The following is a 12,643-nucleotide window of genomic DNA, read 5'->3' on the forward strand; positions in this document are numbered from 1 at the left end:
GGGGCCGCGCGAGGGCTGCGACGCATCCCCAGGCTCAATCCGGCCAGTTCCAGGCCGGTTCATCGAGCATCCCCTGCCCAGCCATCAACGTCTGCCCGAGATCTTTTTCCAGGCGGATCGAGTGACAGGCTTCGTCTTCTTCTAGCGCCGCCACCAAGCGCGGAGCATGGGAGACCACCCACACTTGGCAATGCTGCGCAGCGTGGCGGATCAAACGCGCCAAGGCCGGTAGCAGGTCCGGGTGCAAGCTGGTTTCCGGCTCGTTGAGCACCATCATGCTCGGCGGCCTGGGCGTCAGCAGGGCGGCCACCAGCAGCAGATAGCGCAGGGTGCCGTCGGACAGTTCCGCGGCGCTCAACGGGCGCAGCAGCCCGGCTTGGTGAAAACGCAGGCTGAACAAGCCCCCGGGCTGCGCATCGATTTTCAGATGAGCCCCAGGGAAAGCGTCGCCGATGGCTTGCTGCAAGGCGCCGAAGTCACCGATGGCAATGGCCAGGGTGTTGAGCATGGGCCTTTTCCTTGTCCTGTGAAGCGGCAGTATCCCCGATTCTGCGTGCAGAAGTTTTGATGGATCTGAGTCAGTGCCAGTTGTCCGTGCCTGATCTACGCTTTCACTCGCGTCCCTCAATCCAATTGGCACAAGCAAGGAGCCTGCATGACGTTAGCGCGTCCGCTGATGGTCGTTTGCCTGGGGCTGCTGTCCATGCTGTCGGGCTGTAGCAAGGAAGAGTCGAAAGCTGAACTCCCCAGGGTGGGTGTAATCCAGGTCAAACCTACCGATTTTGCCGCCAGGGTGACCCTGACCGGCGATGTCCAGGCGCGGGTGCAGACCGACCTGTCGTTCAGGGTCGGCGGCAAGATCATTTCCCGTAGCGTGGATGTAGGCAATCACGTCAAAGCCAACCAGGTGTTGGCGCGCCTGGACCCCAAGGATCTGCAGAACAACGTCGATTCGGCCAAGGCCGAAGTATTCGCCGCCCAGGCGCGTGTCACCCAGACCAGCGCGGCCTTCGTGCGTCAGCAAAAGCTACTGCCCAAGGGCTACACCAGCCAGAGCGAGTACGACTCCGCCCAGGCGTCGCTGCGCAGCGACCAGAGTGCGCTCAAGGCTGCCCAGGCGCAGTTGGCCGATGCCCAGGAGCAGTTGAGTTATACCGCGCTGGTATCAGAGGCCGACGGGGTCATCACCGAGCGTCAGGCCGAAGTCGGCCAGGTGGTGCAGGCGACCATGCCGATCTTCAGCCTCGCCCGCGACGGCGACCGCGATGCGGTGTTCAACGTGTATGAGTCCCTGCTGGTGGCGCCGCCGAGCGATGCAGGCGTCATTGTCAGTCTGCTGGACGATCCCAAGATCCAGGCGCAAGGGTTTGTCCGGGAAATCACGCCGACCGTCTCCGCGCAGAGTGGCACGGTGCAGGTCAAGGTAGGGCTGCGCAACGTACCTCCCGGTATGCAGCTGGGCGCGCCGGTCACTGCCACCACCAATGCCCAGGGGCGGCCGAGTGTCGAGCTGCCCTGGTCGGCCTTGACCAAAGCGTTGCACGAGCCGGCGGTCTGGGTGGTGGGCGAGGGGGACAAGGTCGAATTGCGCAAGGTCGAGGTCACACGTTACCTGACCGGCAAGATCGTGGTCGCCAGCGGCCTGAAAAGTGGTGAAACCGTCGTGGTCAGTGGTGGGCAATTGCTGCACCCGAACATGCAGGTGCACAAGGTCGACGCCAAGGACGGGGGAGGGGCGCCATGAAGCGCGTGCTGCTTGTGTTGCCGGCCAGCCTACTGCTGGCCGCCTGTTCCAGCGAGGAGCAAGCACCCGAGCCGATCCGGCCGGTGTTGTCGATGACCGTCGAACCCCAGGTACAGTCGCAGCTGGGGCGCTTTGCGGGCAGTATCCAGGCCCGCTTCGAAAGCACGCTGGGGTTTCGTGTGTCCGGGCGTATCGCCCGGCGCTGGCTGGACGTCGGCGCCCAGGTAAAGCCCGGCGATACCCTGGCCACCCTCGATCCGACCGATCAGCAGAACCAACTGCGCGCTGCCGAAGGCGACCTGGCCAAGGTGCAAGCGCAGTGGATCAACGCCCAGGCCGATGCACGACGGCAACAGCAACTATTTGATCGAGGCGTTGGCGCCCAGGCGCAATTGGACATCGCCCAGACCAACCTCAAGACCACAGGCGCTGCACTGGAACAAGCCCGTTCGGCAGTGAGTCAGGCCCGTGACCAGCTCGACTACAGCACCCTGCGCAGCGACCACGCCGCCGTCATCACCGCCTGGCAGGCCGAGGCCGGGCAGACGGTGACGGCCGGGCAGGCCGTGGTCACGCTGGCCCGTCCGGACGTCAAGGAAGCGGTGATCGATCTGCCTATCGGTCTGGCCGAGCAACTGAACAAAGGCCTGACGTTCACCGTCGCCTCGCAACTGGACCCCACCATCAACACCACCGCTACTTTGCGCGAGCTGGAGCCCCAGGCCGATGCCACGACGCGAACCCGTCGTGCGCGGCTGACCCTGGCCAGCACGCCGGCCGCCTTCCACCTGGGCACTGCCATCAGCGTGACGTTGAGCTCCGCGGTTTCGCCGCGCAGCCAGCTGCCGCTGAGCGCCTTGCTCGAACGCGACGGCAAGACCCAGGTGTGGGTGATCGACCCGAAACAGAAGACCGTGGCCATCCGTGACGTAGCCCTGATCGAGCGCACGCAGGACAGCATCGTCCTGACGTCCGGCGTTCAGCCAGGCGAGCGGGTGGTCACAGCCGGCGTGAACAGCCTCAAGCCGGGCCAGAAGGTCGCATTCGATGAGGACGCGCAATGAAAGGAAGCTTCAACCTGTCCGAGTGGGCGCTCAGGCACCAATCGTTCGTCTGGTACCTGATGTTCGTCGGGCTGCTGATGGGGATTTTTTCGTATTTCAACCTAGGACGTGAGGAAGACCCGTCCTTCACCATCAAGACCATGGTGATCCAGACCCGCTGGCCAGGGGCGACCCAGGACGAGACGCTGTATCAGGTCACCGACCGCATCGAAAAGAAGCTCGAGGAGCTCGACTCGCTCGATTACACCAAGAGCTATACCCGCCCTGGTGAATCCACTGTCTATGTCTACCTGCGCGACACCACCAAGGCCAAGGACATCCCGGAAATCTGGTACCAGGTGCGCAAGAAGATCCAGGATATCCGCGGCCAGTTCCCCTCGGGCATCCAGGGCCCTGCCTTCAACGACGAATTCGGCGATGTGTTCGGTTCGATCTATGCCTTTACAGCCGATGGCCTGACCTTGCGCCAGCTGCGCGACTACGTGGAAGTGGCGCGGGCCGAAGTGCGCGATGTGCCCAACATCGGCAAGATCGAGCTGATCGGCACCCAGGACGAAGTGCTCTACCTGAACTTCTCCACCCGCAAGCTGGCGGCCCTGGGCATCGACCAGCGCCAGGTGATGCAGGCTTTGCAATCGCAGAACGCGGTCACCCCGGCGGGCGTGATCGAAGCGGGCCCCGAGCGCATCTCGGTGCGTACGACCGGGCAATTCGTCTCGGAAAAGGACCTGCAGACCGTCAACCTGCGGATCAACGACCGCTTCTTCCGCCTCGCGGATATCGCCGATATCGAACGTGGCTATGTCGATCCACCTTCGCCAATGTTCCGTTACAACGGCCAGACGGCCATCGGCCTTGCGATCGGCATGAAGGCCGGTGGCAACATCCAAGTGTTTGGCGCCGCGCTGAAGAAGAAGATGGACAGCGTCGTCGCCGACCTGCCGGTGGGCGTGGGCGTGCACACCGTGTCCGACCAGGCCGTGGTGGTCAAGCAGGCGGTAGGCGGCTTCACCAGTGCGCTGTTCGAGGCGGTGGTGATCGTGCTGGGTGTGAGCTTCGTCAGCCTGGGCGTGCGCGCAGGTCTGGTGGTGGCGTGCTCGATCCCGTTGGTGCTGGCCATGGTGTTCGTGTTCATGGAATACAGCGGCATCACCATGCAGCGGATCTCCCTCGGAGCGCTGATCATCGCCCTGGGCCTGCTGGTGGATGATGCGATGATCACGGTGGAGGTCATGGTCACGCGGCTGGAGATGGGCGAAAGCAAGGAGCAGGCGGCGACATTCGCCTACACCTCCACAGCCTTCCCCATGCTTACCGGCACGCTGGTGACCGTGGCCGGTTTCGTGCCGATCGGGCTCAACGCCAGCTCTGCGGGTGAATACACCTACACCTTGTTCGCCGTCATCGCGGTGGCGTTGCTGGTGTCGTGGGTGGTGGCGGTGTTCTTCGCGCCTGTGCTGGGCGTGCATATCCTGAGCAGCAGCAAGCTCAAGGCCCATGAGGCCGAGCCTGGCCGCGTGGGACGGGCGTTCGAGCACAGCCTGCTGTGGTGCATGCGTCATCGCTGGCTGACCATCATCGGCACGGTGTTGCTGTTTGTCCTGGCGCTGATCTGCGAGCGCTTCGTGCAGAACCAGTTCTTCCCTTCGTCCGACCGCCCCGAGATCCTGGTCGACCTGAACCTGCCCCAGAACGCGTCGATCGAGGAAACCCGCAAGGTCGTCGACCGGTTCGAGGCCAGGATCAAGGACGACCCGGACCTGGTGCGCTGGAGCACCTACATCGGCCAGGGGGCGATTCGCTTCTACCTACCGCTGGATGCGCAATTGCAGAACCCCTACTACGCGCAGCTGGTAATCGTCAGCAAGGGCTTCGAAGAGCGCCAGGGCATGATGAAGCGCCTGGAGAAGATCCTGCGCGAAGAGTTCGTGGGCATCGGTACCAACGTCCAGTCGCTGGAAATGGGCCCGCCGGTGGGACGTCCGATCCAGTACCGGGTCAGTGGCAAGGACATCGACCAGGTGCGCAAGCATGCGATCGAGCTTGCCACCCTGCTCGACGCCAACGAGCACATCGGCGAGATGATCTACGACTGGAACGAGCCCGGTAAGGTGCTGCGCGTGGAGATCGCCCAGGACAAGGCGCGCCAGTTGGGGCTGTCGTCCGAGGACGTGGCCAACGTGATGAACAGCATCGTCAGCGGCACGCCGATCACCCAGGTCAACGACAACATCTACCTGATCAACGTGGTCGCCCGTGCCGAAGACAGCGAGCGTGGCTCGCCCGATACTCTGCAGAACCTGCAGATCCTCACCCCCAACGGCACCTCGATCCCGCTGCTGGCCTTCGCCACCGTGCGCTACGAGCTGGAACAGCCCCTGGTATGGCGCCGCGACCGCAAGCCAACCATCACCATCAAGGCCTCGGTCAACGGCGACATCCAGCCCACCGACCTGGTGGCCCAGCTCAAGCCTGAAATCGACCAGTTCATCGACAAGCTGCCGGTCGGCTATGAAGTGGCCACCGGCGGTACGGTGGAAGAAAGCGCCAAAGCCCAAGGGCCGATCCGCAAGGTCATTCCGCTGATGCTGTTCCTCATGGCGACCTTCCTGATGATCCAGCTGCACAGCGTGCAGAAGCTGTTCCTGGTGGTCAGCGTGGCGCCACTGGGGCTGATCGGCGTGGTGCTGGCGCTGGTGCCCACCGGCACGCCCATGGGCTTCGTGGCCATTCTCGGTATCCTGGCCCTGGCCGGCATCATCATCCGCAACTCGGTGATCCTGGTGACTCAGATCGACGAATTCGAGGCGCAAGGGTTCTCGCCCTGGGATGCCGTCGTGGAGGCGACCAACCACCGCCGCCGACCGATCCTGCTGACCGCGGCGGCGGCGAGCCTTGGCATGATCCCGATCGCTCGGGAAGTGTTCTGGGGGCCGATGGCCTACGCGATGATCGGCGGCATCATCAGTGCAACGCTGCTGACGCTGTTGTTCCTGCCGGCGCTCTATGTGGCCTGGTACAAGATCCGCGAGCCGCAGACACAACGTTAGGGCACGCAACGGGTCTGTGGGAGCGGGTAGATCCGCTCCCACAGACCCGTTGCCACCTTCGAAATCGGCGCGGAATTTTAGTTATATAAAAATTCTTAAACAGTATTTTTCAGAATAAATACACGTCTCTAAGATTGCCCTCAAGCCAGGCGCAATCACCTTCCTCTGCCCGGCACTTCATACCCAAGGAGAACGAGCATGAGTGCATCTGTGCGTAGCATCGACGGTCAGGACGAAACCACCATTCTGCGTGAAATCCAGAGCGCGCTGCGCGATCTGCGCTTCGGTGCGGTGGAGATCACCGTGCACAACGCCCAGGTCGTGCAGATCGAGCGCAAGGAAAAATTCCGCCTCCAGCAGCCAGGCAACAAGTCCGGCTGATACCGCCCCCTCTAACAAACTAGAAAAATGCCAATCGGGAGCTTCACCATGTCCATCCGCCGTTATGCGCTTGCCGCTCTGGCCAGTGCCGTTTTTGCCGGTTCCGCGATCGCCAAGGACTACGAACTGCTGAACGTGTCCTACGACCCGACCCGCGAGCTGTACCAGCAGTACAACGCCGAGTTCATCAAGCACTGGCAGGCCGCTCATCCCGGCGACAAGGTGAAGATCCAGCAATCCCATGGCGGCTCGGGCAAGCAGGCCCGTGCGGTGATCGATGGCCTGCGCGCGGACGTGGTGACCCTGGCCCTGGCCGGCGACATCGATGAAGTGGCCAAGCTCGGCAAGAGCCTGCCGCAGGACTGGCAGAAACGCCTGCCTGAGGCCAGCACGCCCTACACGTCCACCATCGTGTTCCTGGTGCGCAAGGGTAACCCCAAGGGCATCAAGGACTGGGGCGACCTGATCAAGAAGGACGTCTCGGTCATCACCCCCAATCCCAAGACCTCCGGCGGCGCCCGCTGGAACTTCCTCGCCGCCTGGGCCTATGGTCTGAAGACCGGCGGCAGCGAAGACAAAGCCAAGGCGTACGTGCAAGAGCTGTTCAAGCACGTGCCGGTGCTCGATACCGGCGCCCGTGGCTCGACCATCACCTTCGTCAACAACGGCCAGGGCGATGTACTGCTGGCGTGGGAGAACGAAGCGTTCCTGGCCCTGAAGGAAGACGGCGGCAGCGACAAGTTCGAGATCGTCGTGCCGTCCCTGTCGATCCTCGCCGAGCCACCGGTAGCGGTGGTCGACAAGAACGCCGAGAAGAAAGGCAACACCGAGATCGCCACCGAGTACCTCAAGCACCTGTACAGCCCGGCCGGCCAGAAGATTGCCGCCGAGAACTTCTACCGCCCGCGTGACGAAAAGGTCGCTGCCGAGTTCGGCAAGCAGTTCCCGAAACTGGAGCTGGTGACCATCGACAAGGACTTCGGTGGCTGGAAAACTGCACAGCCCAAGTTCTTTAACGATGGTGGTGTGTTCGATCAGATTTATCAGGCACAGTGATCGGCCATGAAAACTTGCGGGGCCGCGGTGAGGCCCCGAAAAGCAACACCCTTCAGTAGCCTGCACCAGCCCGGGATCACGCCCGGGCTTCGTGCGTTCAACCAGGGAACTTTATGTCACGTCGTATTTCCCCCGTCATACCCGGCTTCGGGCTGACACTGGGCTACACCTTGGTGTATCTCAGCCTGATTGTGCTCATACCGCTGGCCGCCATGTTCGTGCATGCCGCGCAGCTCACCTGGGAACAGTTCTGGAGTATCGTCAGCGCTCCGCGGGTTCTGGCCGCGCTCAAGCTGAGCTTCGGCACCGCCCTGTTCGCCGCCCTCATCAATGGTGTGATCGGCACCCTGCTGGCCTGGGTGCTGGTGCGCTACAGCTTTCCCGGTCGCAAGATCATCGATGCGATGATCGACCTGCCGTTCGCTTTGCCCACCGCTGTGGCGGGTATCGCCTTGACCGCCTTGTATGCGCCGGCCGGCTGGGTTGGGCAGTTCGCGACCGACCTGGGCTTCAAGATCGCCTACACCCCACTGGGCATTACCCTGGCGCTGACCTTCGTCACCCTGCCGTTCGTGGTGCGCACGGTGCAGCCGGTGCTGGCCGATATTCCGCGTGAAGTCGAAGAGGCCGCTGCCTGCCTGGGTGCCAAGCCGCTGCAGGTGTTCCGCCACGTGTTGGCCCCGGCGTTGCTGCCGGCCTGGCTGACCGGCTTCGCCCTGGCGTTCGCCCGGGGCGTAGGCGAGTATGGTTCGGTGATCTTCATCGCCGGCAACATGCCGATGAAGACCGAGATCTTGCCGTTGCTGATCATGGTCAAGCTCGACCAGTACGATTACACCGGTGCCACCGCCATTGGCGTGCTGATGCTGGTGGTTTCCTTCATCCTGCTGCTGCTGATCAACCTGTTGCAGCGGCGCATCGAAACCCCTTGAAGGAGGCCCGGTAATGTCTTCGTCATCCCTTGGCGCAGCGGCCGCCGCCAACGCCGCCCGCCGTGGCAGTGCCACCTCAAGGCGTGTGCTGATTGCCCTGGCCTGGCTGGTGTTCGCGCTGTTCTTGCTGCTGCCGCTGTTCATCGTCGTGTCCCAGGCCCTGAAGAATGGCTTTGGCACGTTCTTCGAAGCCATCTTCGAGCCCGACGCCCTGTCGGCGCTGAAGCTCACCCTGTTCGCGGTGATCATCTCGGTGCCGCTGAACCTGGTGTTCGGCGTCAGCGCCGCCTGGTGCGTGAGCAAGTACACCTTCCGCGGCAAGAGCCTGCTGGTGACCCTGATCGACCTGCCGTTCTCGGTTTCGCCGGTGATCGCCGGTCTGGTCTATGTGTTGATGTTCGGTGCCCAGGGGCTGTTCGGCCCCTGGCTGCAGGACCACGACATCCAGATCGTGTTCGCCCTGCCGGGCATCGTGCTGGCGACCATCTTCGTGACTGTGCCTTTCGTGGCCCGAGAGCTGATCCCGCTGATGCAGGAACAGGGCACGCAGGAGGAGGAGGCCGCGCGCCTGCTCGGCGCCAACGGCTGGCAGATGTTCTGGCACGTGACGCTGCCGAACATCAAATGGGGCCTGATCTACGGCGTGGTGCTGTGCACCGCGCGGGCCATGGGTGAGTTCGGCGCCGTGTCGGTGGTGTCCGGGCATATCCGTGGCGTCACCAATACCTTGCCGCTGCACGTGGAGATCCTCTACAACGAGTACAACCATGTCGCGGCCTTCAGCGTGGCCAGCCTGCTGCTGATCCTGGCGCTCTTCATCCTGCTGCTCAAGCAGTGGAGCGAGAACCGTATTAACCGCCTGCGCCACAGCGCCGCGGAGGAATGATTCATGTCGATCGAAGTTCGTAACGTCAGCAAGCGCTTCAACGCCTTCCAGGCCCTGGACAACATCAACCTGGATATCAACAGCGGCGAGCTGGTGGCCCTGCTGGGCCCGTCCGGCTGCGGCAAGACCACCCTGCTGCGCATCATCGCCGGCCTGGAAACGCCCGACCAGGGCAATATCGTGTTCCATGGCGAGGACGTGTCCGGCCATGACGTGCGTGATCGCAACGTCGGTTTCGTGTTCCAGCACTACGCTTTGTTCCGCCACATGAGCGTGTTCGACAACGTCGCTTTTGGCCTGCGCATGAAGCCCAAGGGTGAACGCCCGAGCGAGAGCAAGATCGCCGAGAAAGTGCACGAGCTGCTGAACATGGTGCAACTGGACTGGTTGTCCGACCGCTACCCTGAGCAGCTGTCCGGCGGTCAGCGCCAGCGTATCGCCCTGGCCCGTGCCCTGGCGGTGGAACCCAAGGTGCTGCTGCTCGATGAGCCCTTCGGTGCGCTGGACGCCAAGGTACGCAAGGAGCTGCGCCGTTGGTTGGCGCGCCTGCACGAGGACATCAACCTGACCTCGGTATTCGTCACCCACGACCAGGAAGAAGCCATGGAAGTGGCAGACCGCATCGTGGTGATGAACAAGGGTGTGATCGAGCAGATCGGTTCGCCGGGCGAGGTGTATGAACACCCTGCCAACGACTTCGTCTATCACTTCCTGGGCGACTCCAACCGCCTGAGTCTGAGCGAGGGCCAGCATGTGCTGTTCCGTCCGCACGAAGTGTCGCTGTCGCGCCATGAGACCGAAGGCCACCAGGCCGCCGAAGTGCGCGATATCCGCCCATTGGGGGCGACCACGCGTGTCACCTTGAAGGTGCCAGGACAGAGCGAGTTGATCGAGGCGGAAGTGGTCAAGGACCACGACAGCCTGTCGGGGCTGGCGCGGGGGGAGACGTTGTTCTTCCGGCCGAAGGTCTGGCAGAAGGTAACGGACATCTGATCCATCGTGCACACCGATAACCCGGGCATCGTCCCGGGTTTTTTTGTACTGCAGGAATCTGTGGGAGCGGGTTTTGCCCGCGGATGCGTGGTGAAGAGGCGGGCGTAGTCGCGGGCGAACCCGCTCCCACAGAGGGTGTGCAACCCCACCTGTGCGCCAGGGCCATGCCTTGTCGCTATATTTCATATGCCGGGCAGGCATCGTTTTTTCGGTGCACTGCTGCAGCCCTTGAACGACGCGGCCTGGGCGCAACCGTAGCTTCTCCATATTCAAAAAAGATCTATTTTTAATTTTAAATATTACTTTCTGGGATAAGCCTTCGCGCCCGATGATTCAGCCATGAATCACGCCCCCAGGGAGTTCTATCGATGGGTAATGTCCAGTCGGCCGTCAGGGCCTACGACCAGCCATGGCGTCCGGCATCGGGCGACCTGGTCGAGCTTGGACGCACGCTTCGCCTGCCATTGGGCCAACTGCGCCTGCAACGCACGCCTGTCAGTGGCCTCAAGCGTCGCGACACGCTGGCACTAGGGCTGCTGGTGTTGGCCCTGCATGGCGCTGCGGCCTACTGGATCAGCCAGGCGCCGACTCCAGTATTGCCCGTGGTTCCACCACAGATTCCGCCGATGACCATCGAGTTCGCCGCGCCCGCACCACCTGTGGTCGAGCCCCCTCCACCGGCTCCAGCGCCGCCCGTGGTCGAGCCGCCACCCCCTGTGGTGGACGAGCTGGCGGCCAAGCCTGCGCCAAAACCGATACCCAAGCCCAAGCCGATACCTGCGCCCAAACCAGTGGCCAAGCCGCAGCCCAAGCCCGTCGAGGCGCCGCCCGCTCCACCGGTGGCGGCCCCCGCGCCGGTGGCTCCGCCGGCACCGGCGCCGGTTACGCCACCTTCGGCCAGCGCTGCCTATTTGAAGAACCCCGCGCCGCAGTACCCACAAATGGCCCATCGCCGGGGCTGGGAGGGGTCGGTGCTGCTACGTGTCGAGGTGCTCGCCAGCGGCAAGCCTGGGCAGATCCAGATCCAGAAGAGCAGCGGTCGCCAGGTGCTGGATGACGCGGCCCTCGCCGCAGTGAAGCGCTGGAGCTTCGTGCCGGCCAAGCAGGGCGAGGTGGCCCAGGTTGGCTGGGTCAGCGTGCCGATCGATTTCAAGCTTCGTTAATTCGCGCCCATCGACGTACAAAGGAAGACTTCATCATGAGCCTGTTGGCATCCCCACTCGAATCCGTTGAAAGCGCCGTCATCTGGCTGCTGGTTGGTTTTTCCGTGGCCACTTGGGCGTTGGCCTTGGTCAAGGTCGTGCAGTTCGTGCGCCTGAAGCACCAGGATCGGCGCTTCCATGAGCAGTTCTGGGCGGCCTCGAGCCTCGATGCGGCAGCCCAGCCCAGCCACGATCTGCCCGGCCCCGCCGCCCGGGTGGCCCAGGCAGGCTACGCGGCGATTGCCGTCGGGGAGCCGGGCCAGGCCAATGACCTGAGCCATGCCATCAATCATCAGGACCGTCTGGAGCGCGCGCTGCGTCAGCAGATCGTGCGTGAACGCCGCTCCCTGGAAACGGGCCTGGCAGTGGTCGCCAGCATCGGCAGCACCTCGCCTTTCATCGGCCTGTTCGGCACTGTGTGGGGCATCATGGAAGCGCTCAAAGGCATCAGCGCGGCAGGCTCGGCGAGCCTTGAAACCGTGGCCGGGCCGATCGGCGCGGCGCTGGTGGCCACCGGGGTCGGTATCGCCGTCGCGGTGCCTGCGGTGCTGGTCTACAACTATTTCCTGCGTCGCCTCAAGCTGACCGCCGCCGACCTCGACGATTTCGCCCATGACTTCTACAGCCTGGCGCAGAAGAGTGCCTTCCGCGTACTCGTGCACCCTGCAGTGCACAAGGCCCAGACCGGATTCACCCAACCGGTGAAGGAGGCTTCCTGATATGGCCTTCTCGACCCAGGACAGCGATGAAGTCCTCAGTGAAATCAACGTCACGCCCTTGGTGGACGTCATGCTGGTGCTGTTGGTGGTGTTCATCGTCACCGCACCGCTGCTGACCAACGCCATCCCCATCAACCTGCCCAAGACCGAGGCCGTGGCCCCGGTCGAGCAGAAGGACCCGCTGGTGGTGAGCATCGATGGCAGCGGCAAGCTGTTCATCAACAAGGACGAGATCCAGCCCGATCTGCTGGAAACCAACCTCAAGGACGCCAAGGCCAAGGACGCCGAGCTGCGCGTCCAGTTGCAGGCCGACGATGGCGTCAATTACGGCGAAGTGGCGCGGGCCATGGCTGCCATCGAACGCGCCGGGATCAGCAAGTTGGCGGTGATCACCGCACGCTGACCGGCAAACCCTCTTCAGGCAAGTGCTTCAGGGCCATTTTCCTTGGCAGGGGATGGCCCTTTTTTTTGGGCTGTACGTTTTGAGCTTCGTGCGGCAAGAGGGCACGAGTTAGCGACTGAAGCGTGTCGCTTAAAACTTAAAGCTATTAATAAATAGCGCCTTATTCCTTTACTGATATAACCGTCTCCTCAATACTGGTCCCAAGCACGCAAA

Annotated in this window: 11 protein-coding genes and 1 pseudogene; 11 read left to right on the plus strand and 1 reads right to left on the minus strand. The window is 63.0% G+C overall.

What is annotated here, in order from left to right:
- Positions 1-34: 34 nt before the first annotated feature.
- Positions 35-490 (minus strand): annotated as a pseudogene (locus tag R6G97_RS10795) (AAA family ATPase); the annotation flags it as partial.
- A gap of 165 nt (positions 491-655) precedes the next feature.
- Here R6G97_RS10795 and R6G97_RS10800 point away from each other — a divergent pair.
- The 11 genes from R6G97_RS10800 (at position 656) to R6G97_RS10850 (ending at position 12,430) form a co-directional block, all read left to right on the plus strand.
- Complete coding sequence (locus R6G97_RS10800; protein ID WP_317848084.1) at positions 656-1,744, plus strand: efflux RND transporter periplasmic adaptor subunit; 1,089 nt, start codon at positions 656-658, stop codon at positions 1,742-1,744.
- Positions 1,741-2,808, plus strand: coding sequence for an efflux RND transporter periplasmic adaptor subunit (locus R6G97_RS10805; protein ID WP_043211525.1), 1,068 nt, complete (start codon positions 1,741-1,743; stop codon positions 2,806-2,808). The genes R6G97_RS10800 and R6G97_RS10805 overlap by 4 nt, the downstream gene beginning before the upstream one ends.
- A complete protein-coding gene (locus R6G97_RS10810) occupies positions 2,805-5,858 on the plus strand; it encodes an efflux RND transporter permease subunit (RefSeq protein ID WP_317848085.1) in 3,054 nt (1,017 codons plus the stop codon). Before R6G97_RS10805 ends, R6G97_RS10810 begins: the two co-directional genes overlap by 4 nt.
- A 198-nt stretch (positions 5,859-6,056) precedes the next feature.
- Complete coding sequence (gene oscA / locus R6G97_RS10815) at positions 6,057-6,239, plus strand: sulfur starvation response protein OscA (RefSeq protein ID WP_043211521.1); 183 nt, start codon at positions 6,057-6,059, stop codon at positions 6,237-6,239.
- A 48-nt stretch (positions 6,240-6,287) separates the two neighbouring features.
- Positions 6,288-7,295: a sulfate ABC transporter substrate-binding protein gene (locus R6G97_RS10820; RefSeq protein ID WP_043211519.1), complete on the plus strand. Its 1,008-nt coding sequence runs from the start codon at positions 6,288-6,290 to the stop codon at positions 7,293-7,295.
- A 113-nt stretch (positions 7,296-7,408) separates the two neighbouring features.
- A complete protein-coding gene (gene cysT, locus R6G97_RS10825; RefSeq protein ID WP_043211517.1) occupies positions 7,409-8,227 on the plus strand; it encodes a sulfate ABC transporter permease subunit CysT in 819 nt (272 codons plus the stop codon).
- 13 nt (positions 8,228-8,240) lie between these two features.
- On the plus strand, positions 8,241-9,113 hold the full coding sequence (cysW, locus tag R6G97_RS10830; RefSeq protein WP_043211515.1) for a sulfate ABC transporter permease subunit CysW: 873 nt from the start codon (positions 8,241-8,243) through the stop codon (positions 9,111-9,113).
- 3 nt (positions 9,114-9,116) lie between these two features.
- The gene (locus tag R6G97_RS10835; RefSeq protein ID WP_070571769.1) at positions 9,117-10,106 is read left to right on the plus strand and encodes a sulfate/molybdate ABC transporter ATP-binding protein; all 990 of its coding nucleotides are present in this window, start codon (positions 9,117-9,119) and stop codon (positions 10,104-10,106) included.
- Positions 10,107-10,474: 368 nt separating this feature from the next.
- Positions 10,475-11,269: an energy transducer TonB gene (locus R6G97_RS10840; RefSeq protein WP_102081406.1), complete on the plus strand. Its 795-nt coding sequence runs from the start codon at positions 10,475-10,477 to the stop codon at positions 11,267-11,269.
- Positions 11,270-11,304: 35 nt separating this feature from the next.
- Complete coding sequence (locus R6G97_RS10845; protein WP_043211508.1) at positions 11,305-12,027, plus strand: MotA/TolQ/ExbB proton channel family protein; 723 nt, start codon at positions 11,305-11,307, stop codon at positions 12,025-12,027.
- A 1-nt stretch (position 12,028) separates the two neighbouring features.
- Positions 12,029-12,430 carry an ExbD/TolR family protein gene (locus tag R6G97_RS10850; RefSeq protein WP_043211507.1) on the plus strand — a complete coding sequence of 134 codons (402 nt, stop codon included), beginning with the start codon at positions 12,029-12,031 and terminating at the stop codon, positions 12,428-12,430.
- Positions 12,431-12,643: the final 213 nt, after the last annotated feature.

Source organism: Pseudomonas sp. HTZ2, assembly GCF_033173945.1.
Taxonomy (GTDB): Bacteria; Pseudomonadota; Gammaproteobacteria; order Pseudomonadales; family Pseudomonadaceae; genus Aquipseudomonas; species Aquipseudomonas guariconensis.